Genomic DNA, 14,694 nt, shown 5'->3' on the forward strand with positions numbered 1-14,694 from the left:
TTTTGCAACAAAAGGGTTTGCGATTAACGCAGCAGGGACAGCATGGTCTGCGGAACCTGGTTGGCCTGAGCCAGTACAGAAGAACCAGCCTGCTGCAGGATCTGCGCGCGGGACATGTTGGATACTTCGGTCGCGTAATCAGAATCCTGAATACGGCTGCGCGCTGCGGACAGGTTGCTTACCGTGTTGTTCAGGTTAGTGATGGTAGATTCGAAACGGTTCTGGGAAGCACCCAGGGAGCTACGCTGAGTATCAACAGCTTTGATAGCGGCGTCGATATCTTTCAGCGGAGAACCGGAACCAGCAGTTGCGCCATTAACTTTACCGGAAATAACGTCAAAGCCAATTGCGTCCACTTTACGCTTGTCACCAGCAACGGTTGCCAGGGTGCCAGCAGCTACGGTGTTTGCATAAGTACCAGTAGCGCTCGGGTTAGCCGTGGTGCTGTCAGTTTTGGCAGAAGCCAGGTTCCAGCCAGCAGCGCTGTTCATAGAGATGCTGATGGTTTCATCATCCTTCGCGCCAACCTGGAAATCGTAAGATTTGGCAGTAGCGGTCTGGTTGTTCAGGATTTTCTGGCCGTTGAAATCGGTCTGCGAAGTTACGCGGTCGATCTCTTTCATACGCTCGTTGACTTCAGACTGGATGGAGTCGATGTCAGAAGCGGAGTTGGAGCTGTTCTGCGCCTGAACGGTCAAGTCACGGATACGCTGCAGGTTGTTGTTCACTTCGCTCAGTGCGCCTTCAGCAGTCTGCGCCAGAGAGATACCGTCGTTGGCGTTACGAGCTGCAACGCTCAGACCGTTGATGTTAGAGGTGAAGCGGTTAGCAATCGCCTGACCAGCTGCGTCATCTTTTGCGCTGTTGATACGCAGACCGGAAGACAGACGCTCAATAGAGGTGCCCAGAGAAGACTGTGATTTAGTCAGGTTGTTCTGGGTCATCAGCGAGAGGGTGTTAGTATTAATAACAGCCATGATAGTTATCCTTCAATAATAAAGTTATCAGATTCAGGCATCTGCCTACGGCTTTCTCACCGTTAACCTGATTATCGACAGCCGCAGAACAACCTTTAGAAAAAAGATCATTTTTTTTAAAGCGACAAACTGCCCCTCATTAACCCTCTTTATTTAGCCATTGCTTTAAAAAAAAGCCTCTAATCTTTTCACCATCGCTGCCGATACTCTCCACAGTGATTGTCTAAAACTGAAGGATGAAGAAATGGCAACTGTAAGTTCACTTGGCGCGGGCACCAGCCTGGACCTCAATACGTTGTATGACAATTTGCAGACGGCTGAACAGACAAAGCTGACGCCTATTACAGCGCAGCAGTCCTCTTATAAAGCAAAGCTTACGGCATGGGGCGTGGTGCAAACCTCCCTTAATAAGCTGCAAACGGCGGCGGACGCGCTAAAAAACACCTCGGCAATCGCAGGGACGAAAGTGTCGAGCACCAATACCGCCTTTACTGCCACGCTTGCTAACACAGCGTCGGCGGGAACGTACTCTATTGAAGTAAAATCGCTGGCGGCTTCGCAGTCTCTGCTCAGCCCGAAAGTGGACAGCAAAGATAAAGATATTGGTGACCAGAGCATGAGCTCGCGCACCATTACTATCACGCAGCCGGGCCAGAAAACGCCGCTTACCGTGACGCTGGATAAAGATAAAACCAGCCTGGCGGATATGCGTGATGCAATCAACGCCAAACAGGGCAGCGTGACCGCCAGTATTATCAAGGCAGATGACAGCAGCTACTACCTGGCGCTGACCTCGCGTGATAGCGGTACTACCAACAAGATGACCATCACGACTGATGACACGGAGTTGGCGAAATACCTTAGCTACGACTCATCAAACACCAGCAGTGCCAGCAATGTGATGACGCAGCAAGTTGCAGCGAGCGACGCCCAGTTAACAATCAATGGCATCGACATTACCCGTAGCAGCAACACCATTACGGATGCGCCGGAAGGCGTGACCCTGACGTTAAATAAGCTGACGAGCGGTACGCCCGAAACACTGTCAGTGACGAAAGATAACGCGCCGATGATTGCAGCGGTACAGGCCTATGTTGATGCTTATAACTCGCTGCAAACGACTATCTCGAACCAGACTAAGTTTACAGCGGTCGATCAGGGCAGCGATAAGCAAAGCTCCTCGAATGGCGATCTGTTGGGTGACGGTACGCTGCGCAATATTCAGACTCGTCTGCGCTCGCAGCTCTCTTCATCACAGTCTGGCGGCAGCTTCTCTGCGTTATCAGAACTGGGTATTACGCAGAACGTGAGCGGTAAACTGACCGTGGACAGCACGAAGCTTGAAAAAGCGCTGAATGAGAAATCCGCTGATGTGGTGACCTTTCTCTCTGGCGACGGTAAAAAAACAGGCTTTGCGACACAGGCCAGTAACCTGCTGAAAGATATTTTGGGTGATAAAGGTAGCATTCAGAATGCCACCGACGGCATTAACAAGACCCTGAAGCGCCTGGATACGCAATATAAAGCTGTCAACGACCAGATCACAGCCACCATGGCACGCTACAAAGCGCAGTTCACCAGTTTGAGCCAGTTAGTCTCTTCCATGACGTCTACGGGGAACTATCTGACACAGCAGTTTAATGCAATGAGTTAATAAACCATTAGTTGAGGTTGGACATGTATACGAAATCGGGAATTCAGGCTTATGCTCAGGTCGGCGTCGAAAGCGCCGTGCTGAGCGCGAGCCCGCATCAACTCGTGGTATTGCTTTTTGATGGCGCGTTAAGCGCCATGAAAAAAGCCGCGATCCTGATTGAGCAGGGAGATATCCCCGGTAAAGGACAGGCGCTTACAAAGGCAATTAATATCATTAACAACGGTTTACGTGCAGGTCTTGACCATGAAGTCGGTGGCGATCTTACGGCGAACCTGGACAGTCTTTATGACTACATGACACGACGTCTTTTACAGGCAAATCTCCATAATGACCTCGCCGCTATTGATGAAGTCACCCTGTTGCTGAGCAATATTGCTGATGCCTGGAAAGAGATTGGCCCCACTCATCAAAACGCGCGGGACACTTACTAATGGAAGCAAATCTCGGGTTGCTCCACCACTATCAGCAACTGTTGGCCACCAGCCTTACCATGCTCAACCTTGCTAAGGAAGGACGTTGGGACGAACTCATCAGCTTTGAACTGGGGTATGTAACCTCAGTTGAGAAGTTGACACAGTACCAGGATTCAAGCGAAGCAGCGCCTCATGTGCAGGCGCAAATTCGCCCGATGCTCAAGCAAATTCTGGACAATGAAGTGTTATTGAAGACATTGTTAAACCAGCGAATGGACGAGCTGAGGACATTGGTTGGTCAAACTTCCCGACAACATAACCTGAATTCGACATATGGACGTCTTTCTGGAAATATCTTGTTCCCCAATGAGATGTGAGTCTCATTAGCGGCGGGTGCTGCGGTTACTCCCTCACCCGCCACGTTTTCCTCTTTTCGCTCAATTCTGGCGGTTAATATCCAGCCCCGCTTTCTCCAGCGCCTGCTGGCATTCGACGGTCGGTTTATCGGTACGTGACAACGTCAGACCATCAAACTCCAGTGTATTGCCTTCCTGATTTAAACGGTAAACGTCCAGCTTTTGCGTAACGTTATAGAAGATATCGCCATCCAGCATCAATTTGCCAGGAACTGCGATCACGCGCTGCCACTGGCGGCAATCGAGCGTATCTCCCTGCGGCGTTACGATCAGGCTGGCGATCGCCTCCGGGCTCACCAGGCTGCTCTGCGGCCCCGTAGATTGCCAGTAGCCCGCTAATCCTGCGGGCGCCGGGTGTTTCACAACTGCCTGATAGTTGTCCACCTGCACGCAGCCGCTCAGCAGCAGCATCGCGCCGAGAATCATACGTTTTTTCATTCTTCATCCTGCTCGTGAAAAAAAGCGATTGTGGCATTAAAGGCTGCGCCTCGCCACTCTTTAACCGTGTGAGAACAACTTTGATCTGCGCCAGGTTTTTGCCCTATTGTGCAGCGGTTCCGCCGCAAAGACGTGTATCATCCCGCTTCTTTTGTACGACTTTTCTGTACGTCCCCATACCTTCTGAGTTCAGAGGCTCTTTACTATGTCATGGCAACACTTCAAAGACCGCTTCCTTATTAAGTTCTGGTCTCCTGTTCCGGCGGTGATCGCGGCCGGTATTCTCTCTACCTACTATTTCGGCATTACCGGCACCTTCTGGGCGGTAACCGGCGAGTTCACCCGCTGGGGTGGCCAGCTCCTGCAGCTGGTCGGTGTGCATACCGAAGAGTGGGGCTATTTCAAAATCATTCACCTTGAGGGTACGCCGCTGACGCGCATCGACGGCATGATGATTATCGGCATGTTCGGCGGCTGTTTCGCCGCTGCGCTGTGGGCAAATAATGTGAAGCTCCGTATGCCGCAGAACCGCATCCGCATCGCGCAGGCGATTGTCGGCGGCATTATTGCCGGATTTGGCGCACGTCTGGCAATGGGGTGTAACCTCGCAGCCTTCTTTACCGGTATTCCGCAGTTCTCGCTTCACGCCTGGTTTTTCGCCATCGCCACGGCGATTGGCTCCTGGTTTGGCGCGCGCTTTACCCTGCTGCCACTGTTCCGCATTCCGCTGAAGATGCAGAAAGTCTCTGCCGCTTCGCCGCTTACCCAAAAGCCCGATCAGGCGAAGCGCCGTTTTCGTCTCGGTATGCTGGTGTTTGTTGGCATGCTCGGCTGGGCGCTGTTAACGGCAATGAACCAGCCGAAGCTGGGTCTGGCGATGCTCTTCGGCGTGGGCTTTGGTCTATTGATTGAGCGGGCGCAAATCTGCTTTACCTCCGCGTTCCGCGATATGTGGATCACCGGCCGCACGATGATGGCGAAGGCGATCATCTTTGGCATGGCGGCAAGCGCCATCGGTATTTTCAGCTACGTTCAGCTGGGGCTGGAAGCGAAGATCATGTGGGCGGGTCCCAATGCGGTGCTCGGCGGCCTGCTGTTCGGCTTTGGCATTGTGCTGGCGGGCGGGTGCGAAACGGGCTGGATGTACCGCGCCGTCGAAGGCCAGGTGCACTACTGGTGGGTCGGGCTAGGGAACGTGATTGGCTCCACTATCCTTGCGTACTTCTGGGACGATCTCGCGCCGACGCTTGCCACCAGCTGGGACAAAATTAACCTGCTTAATACCTTCGGGCCGCTCGGCGGTCTGCTGGTCACCTATCTTCTGTTACTGGCCGCGTTTCTCTTTGTTGTCGGCTGGGAGAAGCAGTTCTTCCGCCGCCAGAAATCCGCCGTCCCCCCTACCCCTGCGAAGGAACCTGCATGAGCATTGTGCCCGATTACCGTCTCGATATGAGCGGCGAACCCTGCCCCTACCCGGCGGTAGCCACCCTTGAAGCGATGCCCCAGCTGAAAAAAGGCGAAATCCTTGAAGTGGTCAGCGACTGCCCGCAGTCGATTAACAACATCCCACTGGATGCGCGCAACCACGGCTATACGGTGCTGGATATCCAGCAGGATGGGCCAACCATCCGCTATTTGATTCAGAAGTAGACCTTCTTGCGCTGCAGCACGCGGCGCAAGAGATAAAAAAAACCAGGCGGGATCGCTCCGGCCTGGTTTTTTTATCTCTGCGGCTGTGAACTACACCTGCATGTTCATCACGTCCTGGTATGCTGCAACCAGCTTGTTACGCACCTGGATACCCATCTGCAGCGAGATCGATGATTTCTGCAAATCGGTCATTACGTCATTGAGCGCCACGCCTGGCTCACCAAGCGTAAATTTCTCCGCCTGTACACGTGCAGCGTTCTGCGTGTCGCTGATGCGATCCAGCGCGGCGTGCAGTTGCCCGGCGAAGCTGATAGACGGTTCGCTCTCCACGCTCTGAGCACGCGCAATACCTGCAGTTGCCTGCAGTTGACTGACAACGCTCTCAATGCCCTGTATAGCCATTGTTATTCCCCGGATGGATTGATACCCGACAAGGCTAACAGTTTGTCAATGAGATGATGGCGGTAAATAGCGTCAAAAAACCAGGTTATTTGAGGCATAGAAAAATCCATTTCATCAAATAATGGCATCGCCATCTTAATGGTCATTTGTCGAGTTTGCCGACCCGGGAGTCCGTTTTGTTTCTCAACTCACATAACAACATCCACCCAGAGTTACGAGGTGCACAATGAGTGCGACTGCAACAACTGCACCGCAGAATAAATCTCTTGAGTGGCTCAACCGCTTACGCGCGAACCCAAAAATTCCGTTGATGGTGGCCGCTGCCGCTGCCTGCGCCATTATTGTCGCTATGGTGCTGTGGGCGAAATCGCCGGATTACCGCACCCTTTATAGCAACCTGTCCGATCAGGACGGCGGTGCCATCGTTACGCAGTTAACGCAGATGAATATCCCCTACCGCTTTGCTGACGGCAGCGGTGCGATTGAAGTGCCCGCTGACAAGGTGCACGAGCTGCGCCTGCGTCTCGCCCAGCAGGGTTTGCCGAAAGGCGGCGCGGCGGGTTTTGAACTGCTGGATCAAGAGAAATTCGGCATTAGCCAGTTCAGCGAGCAGGTTAACTACCAGCGTGCGCTGGAAGGCGAACTGGCTCGCACCATTGAAACGTTAGGCCCGGTAAAAGGCGCGCGTATTCACCTTGCAATGCCAAAACCGTCGCTGTTTGTGCGTGAGCAGAAATCCCCTTCCGCGTCGGTCACCGTCAATTTACAGCCGGGCCGCGCGCTGGATGATGGTCAGATCAGCGCTATCGTTCACCTGGTCTCCAGCGCCGTTGCCGGCCTGCCGCCGGGCAACGTGACCGTGGTCGATCAGAGCGGTCGCCTGCTGACGCAGTCTGGCGTGGCCGGTCGCGATCTGAATGACGCGCAGCTGAAATACACCGCCGATGTCGAAAGCCGTATTCAGCGTCGCATCGAAGCGATCCTCGGCCCTATCGTTGGTAACGGTAATGTTCACGCTCAGGTTACTGCCCAGCTGGATTTCGCCAGCAAAGAGCAGACTGAAGAGCAGTACGCGCCAAACGGCGGCGACCCGGCACAAGCGGTGCTGCGTTCACGCCAGGTTAACAGCAGCGAGCAGATTGGTGGTCAATATCCGGGCGGCGTGCCTGGCGCGCTCTCCAACCAGCCAGCTCCGGCTAACTCTGCGCCGATTACTACGCCGCAGAATGGCCAGAACGGTCAGCAGAATGCCCAGGGCCAGCAACAAGGTCAGCAGACAACGTCGACCAATACCGCCTCAAGCGGCCCGCGTAACACGACGCATAACGAAACGAACAACTACGAAGTTGATCGCACCATTCGTCATACCAAGATGAATGTTGGCGATGTGCAGCGCCTCTCCGTCGCCGTAGTAGTGAACTACCGCACGCTGGCCGATGGCAAAACTGCCGCGCTGACCGCCGATCAGCTGAAACAGATTGAAGATTTGACCCGCGAAGCGATGGGTTACACCGAGAAACGCGGTGACACGCTGAACGTGGTGAACTCGCCGTTTAACATGACCGATGATGTCGGTGGTGAGCTTCCGTTCTGGCAACAGCAGTCGTTTATCGACCAGCTGATGACCGCAGGTCGCTGGTTACTGGTACTGATTGTCGCCTTCATCCTGTGGCGTAAAGCGGTCCGTCCGCAGCTGGTTCGCCGCCAGGAAGAAGCGAAAGCGGTGCAGGAAGCAGCACAAGCGCGTAACGAAATTGAAGAGTCCGTGGAAGTACGCCTCAGCAAAGATGAGCAACAGCAGCAGCGCCGCAGTAATCAGCGCCTGAGTGCCGAGGTCATGAGCCAGCGTATTCGCGAAATGTCAGATAACGATCCGCGCGTCGTGGCGCTGGTCATTCGCCAGTGGATGAGTAACGAACATGAGCAATAATCTTACCGGTACGGACAAGAGCGTCATCCTGCTGATGACCATTGGCGAAGATCGCGCGGCTGAGGTGTTCAAGCACCTCTCCGCCCGCGAAGTCCAGCACTTAAGTACTGCGATGGCCAGCGTGCGTCAGATCTCCAACAAACAGTTGATGGACGTGTTGCAGGAGTTTGAGAACGAAGCGGAACAGTTCGCGGCGCTGAACGTCAACGCCAACGACTACCTGCGCTCCGTGCTGGTAAAAGCGCTCGGCGAAGAGCGCGCCTCCAGCCTGCTGGAAGATATTCTCGAAACGCGCGATACCACCAGCGGTATCGAAACGCTCAACTTTATGGAGCCGCAGAGCGCCGCCGACCTTATCCGCGACGAGCACCCGCAGATTATCGCCACCATCCTTGTGCACCTCAAACGGTCGCAGGCGGCGGATATTCTTGCCCTGTTTGATGAGCGTATGCGTCACGACGTCATGCTGCGTATCGCTACCTTTGGCGGCGTACAGCCTGCCGCGCTGGCGGAGCTGACCGAAGTGCTCAACAACCTGCTCGACGGCCAGAACCTCAAGCGCAGCAAAATGGGCGGCGTAAGAACTGCAGCGGAAATCATCAACCTGATGAAGACCCAGCAGGAAGAGGCGGTTATTACCGCAGTGCGCGAATTCGACGGCGAACTGGCACAGAAGATCATCGACGAGATGTTCCTGTTCGAAAACCTGGTGGATGTCGACGACCGCTCTATCCAGCGCCTGCTGCAGGAAGTGGATTCCGAATCGCTGCTTATCGCCCTCAAAGGCGCCGAGCCGCCGTTGCGCGAGAAGTTCCTGCGCAACATGTCGCAGCGTGCGGCAGATATCCTGCGCGACGACCTGGCCAACCGCGGTCCGGTTCGCCTCTCGCAGGTGGAAAACGAACAGAAAGCTATCCTGCTCATCGTTCGCCGTCTGGCGGAAACCGGCGAGATGGTAATTGGCAGCGGCGAGGATACCTATGTCTAATGAATTGCCGTGGAAACGCTGGACGCCAGATGACCTGGCGTTCCCGCAGGCAGCTGAATTCGCCCCCCTGCTGAAGCAGGAAAAAACCGCCTCGCCCTATGATGAGAGCGAGGAGACAGAGCAGGAAGAACTGAGCGCCGAGCAGCTGCAACAGCAGCAGCTGGCGCAGATCCAGATGCAGGCGCACGAAAGCGGCTACAACGCGGGTCTCGCCGAAGGACGCAAAGCGGGTTATGACGCCGCGTTTCAGGAAGGCCTTGCGCAGGGTATGGAGCAGGGTCTTAACCAGGCGCGTCAGCAGCAGGCGCCGATCCACGCCCGCATGCAGCAATTGGTGAGTGAATTCCAGTACACGCTGGATGCCCTTGATAGCGTGATCGCCTCCCGCCTGATGCAGATGGCGCTGGAAGCCGCGCGCCAGGTGCTTGGCCATGCGCCGGTGGTGGACAACAGCGCGCTGATCAAACAGATCCAGCTACTATTGCAGCAGGAGCCGCTGTTTAGCGGCAAGCCGCAGCTGCGCGTTCACCCGGACGATCTGCAGCGCGTTGAAGAGATGCTTGGCGCAACGCTCAGCCTGCACGGCTGGCGTCTGCGCGGCGACCCGACCCTGCATCAGGGTGGCTGCAAAGTCTCCGCCGATGAGGGTGATTTAGATGCCAGCGTCGCTACGCGCTGGCAGGAACTGTGCCGCCTGGCGGCACCCGGAGTCGTGTAATGACCGCACGTTTAACCCGCTGGCTGACCACGCTGGATAATTTCGAACACAAAATGACGCAGCTCCCGTCGGTGCGTCGTTATGGTCGGCTGACGCGCGCCACCGGTCTGGTGCTGGAAGCGACCGGGTTACAGCTGCCGCTCGGCGCGACGTGCATTATTGAGCGTCAGGATGGTCTGGAGACCCGTGAAGTCGAGAGTGAAGTGGTCGGCTTTAACGGCCAGCGTCTATTCCTGATGCCGTTAGAAGAAGTGGAAGGTATTCTGCCCGGCGCGCGTGTCTATGCCCGCAGCGCCTTCGGCGATGGTTTACAAAGCGGGAAGCAACTCCCGCTCGGCCCTGCCCTGCTCGGCCGCGTGCTCGACGGCGGCGGCAAGCCACTTGATGGCCTGCCTGCGCCCGATACCGGCGAAACCGGTGCGCTGATTACGCAGCCTTTCAACCCCCTGCAACGTACCCCGATCGAGCATGTGCTGGATACCGGCGTACGCGCCATCAATGCGCTGTTAACGGTTGGTCGCGGGCAGCGTATGGGTCTTTTCGCCGGTTCCGGCGTCGGTAAGAGCGTGCTGTTAGGCATGATGGCCCGTTACACCCAGGCGGATGTGATTGTCGTCGGCCTTATCGGGGAGCGTGGCCGTGAAGTAAAAGACTTTATTGAGAACATCCTTGGCGCTGAAGGCCGTGCGCGTTCCGTGGTGATCGCCGCGCCTGCGGATGTCTCTCCTTTATTACGTATGCAGGGTGCGGCGTACGCCACACGTATTGCGGAAGACTTTCGCGATCGCGGTCAGCATGTGCTGCTGATCATGGACTCCCTGACCCGTTATGCGATGGCGCAGCGTGAGATCGCGCTGGCGATTGGTGAGCCACCAGCCACCAAAGGCTACCCGCCTTCAGTATTTGCCAAACTGCCGGCGCTGGTAGAGCGCGCGGGCAACGGTATTCACGGCGGCGGTTCTATCACCGCGTTTTACACCGTGCTTACCGAAGGGGATGACCAGCAGGATCCGATCGCCGACTCGGCGCGCGCCATCCTCGATGGTCACATCGTCTTATCCCGCCGCCTGGCGGAAGCCGGACACTATCCGGCGATTGATATCGAAGCGTCCATCAGCCGTGCGATGACCGCCTTGATCTCTGAGCAACATTACGCGCGCGTGCGCAACTTTAAACAGTTGCTGTCAAGCTTCCAGCGTAACCGCGATCTGGTGAGCGTCGGCGCCTACGCGCGCGGCAGCGATCCGATGCTGGATAAAGCCATAGCGCTGTGGCCACAGCTGGAAGCGTTTCTGCAACAGGGCATTTTTGAACGTGCCGGGTGGGAAGATTCAATGCAGGCTCTAGAGCTTATCTTCCCGGGTGTCTGAGGTAGTGGAGAGCTGACTTTATGACGCAAAACAGCGCATTAACGACGCTAAAGGATCTGGCGGAAAAAGAGGTTGACGACGCCGCACTGAAACTGGGTGAGATGCGACGCGCCTGCCAGCAGGCTGAAGAGCAGTTAAAAATGCTGATCGATTATCAGCATGAGTACCGCAACAGCCTGAACAACACCATGAGCCAGGGGATCGATAACCAGCGCTGGCAGAACTACCAGCAGTTTATCCAGACGCTGGAGAAAGCCATTGAACAACATCGTCTGCAACTGAAGCACTGGAACGAGAAAGTCGATTTCGCGCTCGGCTGCTGGCGCGAAAAGAAACAGCGTTTACAAGCCTGGCAAACTCTGCAGGATCGCCAGAGCGCCGCGGCGTTACTTGCGGAAAACCGTCTTGATCAGAAAAAAATGGATGAGTTTGCACAACGAGCGTCATCGAGGAAAATAGAATGATCACTCTGCCAAAACTGGTAGTTACGCAAACCGACGATGTCGCAACCGGCGCATCAGCGGGTAAAGCAGGCGCTGATGGCGCACAGGATTTTCTCGGTCTGCTGACCGGCGCGCTTGCGGGCGTGCAAAGCCCGGGCAGCGATGCCCCGGTGACGCTGACCGATCTGCAGGCAGCCGCCCTGAGCGGTAAGCTGCCCAAAGGTGCTCTTAATGGTGCAGGTGTCGCGGCGGCTGGCGCTGACGCACGTGCGCAAACCCCGGCACAGAAGCTGGCAGATCTGCTGGCGCGCCAGGATGCGAAAGCGGGCGTGATTGCCAACGCGGAAAGCGACGAAGAGATTGCGAAGATTTTCTCCGGCCTGACGCCGGCTGCGAAAACCGACGTCCTCGCCGCGTTAAGCAAAACGGTGAAAGCCAGCGATGCTAAAGCCGACACCGACACGCCGAATGAAGATTTAGCCGGGCTGAGCGCCCTGATGGCGATGCTGCCGCATCAGCAGGCAGCGCAACTGACTCCGGCGGCAAAACCGGCGGCTACCCCCACCGCTATTGATGCTGGCGCAAGTGCGAAAACCGCGCTTGCCGGCCGCACCCTGAGCGACGCCGTAGAGAGCGATCAGCCGCGCGGCAATGGGAAAACCGATACCGCCGCAAACGCCGTGCCGTTCAAAGCGGCGGACGATGGCCAGCAAAATGCGCCAGTCGCCTCGACTTTCACCGTTAAGCGCGAACATGAAACAGCAGCGCTACAAACTACCAACACCGCCGCCAGCATGGCGCCGGTGTCGAGCGCTGTTAGCGCCGCGCAGGCCAGCGCACCGGTGGCCGCATCGGTTATCAGTGCCCCGCTTGGTAGCCACGAGTGGCAGCAGAACATTAGCCAGCACGTAACGCTTTACACCCGTCAGGGCCAGCAGAGCGCCGAGCTGCATCTGCATCCGGAAGATCTGGGCCAGGTGCAAATCTCGATCAAGCTTGAAGATAACCAGGCGCAGTTGCAGATGGTGTCCGCGCACAGCCACGTGCGTCAGGCGCTGGAAGCGGCGCTGCCGATGCTGCGGACTTCGCTTGCGGAGAGTGGCATCCAGCTTGGCCAGAGCTATATCAGCAGCGAAAGCTTCGCAGGCCAGCAGCAGCAGGCCTCTCAGCAGCAACAGCAGCCTTCCCGCACTGGCAATAATGGCACGTTTGGCAGCGAGGAAGATGACGCTATCGTCGCGCCGGCCAGCCTGCAATCTGCCGCTCGCGGCACTGGCGCAGTCGATATCTTCGCCTAAACGGCAGAGGTAGCATGATTATCCCCGTCTTTTCCACCCTTTGACCGGAGCAGGACACGGGATAATCATCGCATAAGCTGTTAACAGGAAGCCCGTATCAGATGACTGACTCCGCTATCACCAAAAAACGCAAGCGCTCTATCTGGATCCCGCTGCTGGTTTTAATCACACTCGCAGCATGCGCCGCAGCTGGCTATAGTTACTGGCGTATGCAGCAAAAACCTGCGGCTGACGCCAAGGTAGAAGCGCCACCGCCGCCGGCACCGGTCTTTTTCGCACTCGACACCTTTACGGTGAACCTGGGCGATGCCGATCGCGTGCTTTATGTCGGCATCACGCTGCGTCTGAAAGATGACGCCACGCGTGCAAGACTAAGCGAATATCTGCCAGAAGTGCGTAGCCGCTTACTGATGCTCTTCTCGCGTCAGGATGCCGCGCAACTTGCGACTAACGAAGGCAAGCAGAACCTTGCTAACGCGATTAAAGAGACAATCGCAACGCCACTAGTGCCAGGACAACCGAAGCAGGAAGTCACTGACGTTCTTTATACAGCTTTCATTTTGCGGTAAAGACATGGGCGATAGTATTCTTTCTCAGGCAGAAATCGATGCGCTGCTCAACGGCGACAGCGATAACAGCGATGATCCGAAACCGGGTAAAACGGGCGATAGCGATATTCGCCCCTATGACCCGAATACCCAGCGCCGCGTCGTTCGTGAACGTCTGCAGGCGCTGGAGATCATCAACGAACGTTTCGCGCGTCAGTTCCGTATGGGGCTGTTCAACCTGCTGCGTCGTAGCCCGGACATCACCGTCGGCGCGATCCGCATCCAGCCCTATCATGAGTTTGCGCGTAACTTACCCGTACCGACTAACCTTAACTTGATCCACTTAAAACCCCTGCGCGGTACCGGCCTGTTTGTCTTCTCGCCGAGCCTGGTGTTTATCGCAGTGGATAACTTGTTTGGTGGCGACGGGCGTTTTCCGACTAAGGTAGAAGGCCGCGAATTTACGCACACCGAACAGCGTGTGATTAACCGCATGCTGAAACTGGCGCTTGAAGGCTACAGCGACGCGTGGAAAGCGATTCACCCGCTGGATGTCGAGTACGTGCGTTCTGAGATGCAGGTGAAGTTTACCAACATCACTACGTCGCCCAACGATATCGTGGTGAATACGCCGTTCCATGTTGAGATCGGTAACCTGACAGGTGAGTTTAATATCTGTCTGCCGTTCAGCATGATTGAACCGCTGCGCGAAACGCTGGTGAACCCGCCGCTGGAGAACTCACGTAATGAGGACCAGAACTGGCGTGACAACCTGGTGCGTCAGGTTCAGCACTCTGAGCTGAATTTGATTGCCAATTTCGCCGACATTCCCCTGCGCCTGTCGCAGATACTGAAGCTTAAACCCGGCGATGTGCTGCCGATTGATAAACCCGATCGCATTATCGCTCATGTGGACGGCGTACCGGTGCTTACCAGCCAGTACGGCACGGTCAACGGACAGTATGCGTTACGTGTAGAGCACTTGATAAACCCGATTTTGAATTCGCTGAATGAGGAACAGCCCAAATGAGTGATATGAACAATCCGTCCGATGACAACAACGGAGCACTGGACGATCTGTGGGCTGACGCGTTGAACGAACAAAAAAACCCGCCGGCAACCAAGAGCGCGGCCGATGCCGTGTTCCAGCAGCTGGGCGGTGGCGAAGTGGGCGGCAATCTGCAGGATATCGATCTGATTATGGATATCCCGGTAAAGCTGACCGTCGAACTGGGCCGTACCCGGATGACCATCAAAGAGCTGCTGCGCCTGACGCAGGGTTCTGTGGTTGCCCTTGACGGTCTGGCGGGCGAGCCGCTGGATATTCTGATCAACGGTTACCTGATTGCACAGGGTGAAGTGGTGGTGGTCGCCGATAAATATGGCGTGCGCATTACCGATATCATCACCCCGTCCGAGCGTATGCGTCGTTTGAGCCGCTGAGGC

17 protein-coding genes are annotated in these 14,694 nt (G+C 56.0%); 14 read left to right on the forward strand and 3 right to left on the reverse strand.

The window, feature by feature from the left end:
• Positions 1–23 precede the first annotated feature (23 nt).
• Complete coding sequence (locus tag HF650_RS14240) at positions 24–977, reverse strand: flagellin (RefSeq protein WP_223284167.1); 954 nt, start codon at positions 975–977, stop codon at positions 24–26.
• Positions 978–1,221: 244 nt separating this feature from the next.
• On the opposite strand from HF650_RS14240, the gene fliD reads away from it, so the two are divergent.
• Genes fliD through fliT form a run of 3 tightly spaced genes read left to right on the forward strand, consistent with a single transcriptional unit; the run spans position 1,222 to position 3,424 of the window.
• Positions 1,222–2,631: a flagellar filament capping protein FliD gene (gene fliD, locus HF650_RS14245; protein ID WP_187799233.1), complete on the forward strand. Its 1,410-nt coding sequence runs from the start codon at positions 1,222–1,224 to the stop codon at positions 2,629–2,631.
• Positions 2,632–2,654: 23 nt separating this feature from the next.
• Positions 2,655–3,065 (forward strand): flagellar export chaperone FliS, encoded by a 411-nt coding sequence (gene fliS, locus HF650_RS14250; protein WP_187799234.1) that lies wholly within the window; start codon positions 2,655–2,657, stop codon positions 3,063–3,065.
• The gene (gene fliT / locus HF650_RS14255) at positions 3,065–3,424 is read left to right on the forward strand and encodes a flagella biosynthesis regulatory protein FliT (RefSeq protein ID WP_187799235.1); all 360 of its coding nucleotides are present in this window, start codon (positions 3,065–3,067) and stop codon (positions 3,422–3,424) included. The genes fliS and fliT overlap by 1 nt, the downstream gene beginning before the upstream one ends.
• 60 nt (positions 3,425–3,484) lie before the next feature.
• Here the strand turns inward: fliT and yedD are convergent, their stop codons facing one another.
• The gene (yedD, locus tag HF650_RS14260) at positions 3,485–3,901 is read right to left on the reverse strand and encodes a lipoprotein YedD (protein ID WP_187799236.1); all 417 of its coding nucleotides are present in this window, start codon (positions 3,899–3,901) and stop codon (positions 3,485–3,487) included.
• A gap of 205 nt (positions 3,902–4,106) precedes the next feature.
• Between yedD and yedE the strand changes: the two genes are divergently transcribed.
• The gene (yedE, locus tag HF650_RS14265; RefSeq protein WP_187799237.1) at positions 4,107–5,324 is read left to right on the forward strand and encodes a selenium metabolism membrane protein YedE/FdhT; all 1,218 of its coding nucleotides are present in this window, start codon (positions 4,107–4,109) and stop codon (positions 5,322–5,324) included.
• Complete coding sequence (gene yedF / locus HF650_RS14270) at positions 5,321–5,551, forward strand: sulfurtransferase-like selenium metabolism protein YedF (RefSeq protein ID WP_034812490.1); 231 nt, start codon at positions 5,321–5,323, stop codon at positions 5,549–5,551. Before yedE ends, yedF begins: the two co-directional genes overlap by 4 nt.
• A gap of 90 nt (positions 5,552–5,641) precedes the next feature.
• Here the strand turns inward: yedF and fliE are convergent, their stop codons facing one another.
• The gene (gene fliE, locus HF650_RS14275) at positions 5,642–5,953 is read right to left on the reverse strand and encodes a flagellar hook-basal body complex protein FliE (RefSeq protein ID WP_187799238.1); all 312 of its coding nucleotides are present in this window, start codon (positions 5,951–5,953) and stop codon (positions 5,642–5,644) included.
• 226 nt (positions 5,954–6,179) lie between these two features.
• Between fliE and fliF the strand changes: the two genes are divergently transcribed.
• The 9 genes from fliF to fliN all read left to right on the forward strand — a co-directional run bounded on the left by fliF (position 6,180) and on the right by fliN (position 14,691).
• Positions 6,180–7,883 (forward strand): flagellar basal-body MS-ring/collar protein FliF, encoded by a 1,704-nt coding sequence (gene fliF, locus HF650_RS14280; protein WP_187799239.1) that lies wholly within the window; start codon positions 6,180–6,182, stop codon positions 7,881–7,883.
• Positions 7,873–8,871, forward strand: coding sequence for a flagellar motor switch protein FliG (gene fliG, locus HF650_RS14285; protein WP_023479131.1), 999 nt, complete (start codon positions 7,873–7,875; stop codon positions 8,869–8,871). The genes fliF and fliG overlap by 11 nt, the downstream gene beginning before the upstream one ends.
• On the forward strand, positions 8,864–9,589 hold the full coding sequence (gene fliH / locus HF650_RS14290; protein WP_187799240.1) for a flagellar assembly protein FliH: 726 nt from the start codon (positions 8,864–8,866) through the stop codon (positions 9,587–9,589). The genes fliG and fliH overlap by 8 nt, the downstream gene beginning before the upstream one ends.
• On the forward strand, positions 9,589–10,959 hold the full coding sequence (fliI, locus tag HF650_RS14295) for a flagellar protein export ATPase FliI (RefSeq protein ID WP_187799241.1): 1,371 nt from the start codon (positions 9,589–9,591) through the stop codon (positions 10,957–10,959). The genes fliH and fliI overlap by 1 nt, the downstream gene beginning before the upstream one ends.
• Positions 10,960–10,979: 20 nt before the next feature.
• Entirely contained in the window at positions 10,980–11,423 is a 444-nt protein-coding gene (fliJ, locus tag HF650_RS14300) for a flagellar export protein FliJ (RefSeq protein ID WP_023479175.1), read from the forward strand.
• Entirely contained in the window at positions 11,420–12,700 is a 1,281-nt protein-coding gene (gene fliK / locus HF650_RS14305) for a flagellar hook length control protein FliK (RefSeq protein WP_187799242.1), read from the forward strand. Before fliJ ends, fliK begins: the two co-directional genes overlap by 4 nt.
• A 101-nt stretch (positions 12,701–12,801) precedes the next feature.
• Entirely contained in the window at positions 12,802–13,269 is a 468-nt protein-coding gene (gene fliL, locus HF650_RS14310) for a flagellar basal body-associated protein FliL (protein ID WP_042712913.1), read from the forward strand.
• A 4-nt stretch (positions 13,270–13,273) separates the two neighbouring features.
• Positions 13,274–14,278: a flagellar motor switch protein FliM gene (gene fliM, locus HF650_RS14315; RefSeq protein ID WP_054803160.1), complete on the forward strand. Its 1,005-nt coding sequence runs from the start codon at positions 13,274–13,276 to the stop codon at positions 14,276–14,278.
• Positions 14,275–14,691: a flagellar motor switch protein FliN gene (gene fliN, locus HF650_RS14320; RefSeq protein ID WP_023479148.1), complete on the forward strand. Its 417-nt coding sequence runs from the start codon at positions 14,275–14,277 to the stop codon at positions 14,689–14,691. Before fliM ends, fliN begins: the two co-directional genes overlap by 4 nt.
• Positions 14,692–14,694 lie beyond the last annotated feature (3 nt).

The organism is Kosakonia sp. SMBL-WEM22, assembly GCF_014490785.1.
Taxonomy (GTDB): Bacteria; Pseudomonadota; Gammaproteobacteria; order Enterobacterales; family Enterobacteriaceae; genus Kosakonia.

What these genes read in the sequence shown, in the direction of transcription:
- HF650_RS14240 (WP_223284167.1), bottom strand. Translation starts at nt 977, where the DNA reads ATGGCTGTTATTAATACTAACACCCTCTCGCTGATGACCCAGAACAAC.
- fliD (WP_187799233.1), top strand. Translation starts at nt 1,222, where the DNA reads ATGGCAACTGTAAGTTCACTTGGCGCGGGCACCAGCCTGGACCTCAAT.
- fliS (WP_187799234.1), top strand. Translation starts at nt 2,655, where the DNA reads ATGTATACGAAATCGGGAATTCAGGCTTATGCTCAGGTCGGCGTCGAA.
- fliT (WP_187799235.1), top strand. Translation starts at nt 3,065, where the DNA reads ATGGAAGCAAATCTCGGGTTGCTCCACCACTATCAGCAACTGTTGGCC.
- yedD (WP_187799236.1), bottom strand. Translation starts at nt 3,901, where the DNA reads ATGAAAAAACGTATGATTCTCGGCGCGATGCTGCTGCTGAGCGGCTGC.
- yedE (WP_187799237.1), top strand. Translation starts at nt 4,107, where the DNA reads ATGTCATGGCAACACTTCAAAGACCGCTTCCTTATTAAGTTCTGGTCT.
- yedF (WP_034812490.1), top strand. Translation starts at nt 5,321, where the DNA reads ATGAGCATTGTGCCCGATTACCGTCTCGATATGAGCGGCGAACCCTGC.
- fliE (WP_187799238.1), bottom strand. Translation starts at nt 5,953, where the DNA reads ATGGCTATACAGGGCATTGAGAGCGTTGTCAGTCAACTGCAGGCAACT.
- fliF (WP_187799239.1), top strand. Translation starts at nt 6,180, where the DNA reads ATGAGTGCGACTGCAACAACTGCACCGCAGAATAAATCTCTTGAGTGG.
- fliG (WP_023479131.1), top strand. Translation starts at nt 7,873, where the DNA reads ATGAGCAATAATCTTACCGGTACGGACAAGAGCGTCATCCTGCTGATG.
- fliH (WP_187799240.1), top strand. Translation starts at nt 8,864, where the DNA reads ATGTCTAATGAATTGCCGTGGAAACGCTGGACGCCAGATGACCTGGCG.
- fliI (WP_187799241.1), top strand. Translation starts at nt 9,589, where the DNA reads ATGACCGCACGTTTAACCCGCTGGCTGACCACGCTGGATAATTTCGAA.
- fliJ (WP_023479175.1), top strand. Translation starts at nt 10,980, where the DNA reads ATGACGCAAAACAGCGCATTAACGACGCTAAAGGATCTGGCGGAAAAA.
- fliK (WP_187799242.1), top strand. Translation starts at nt 11,420, where the DNA reads ATGATCACTCTGCCAAAACTGGTAGTTACGCAAACCGACGATGTCGCA.
- fliL (WP_042712913.1), top strand. Translation starts at nt 12,802, where the DNA reads ATGACTGACTCCGCTATCACCAAAAAACGCAAGCGCTCTATCTGGATC.
- fliM (WP_054803160.1), top strand. Translation starts at nt 13,274, where the DNA reads ATGGGCGATAGTATTCTTTCTCAGGCAGAAATCGATGCGCTGCTCAAC.
- fliN (WP_023479148.1), top strand. Translation starts at nt 14,275, where the DNA reads ATGAGTGATATGAACAATCCGTCCGATGACAACAACGGAGCACTGGAC.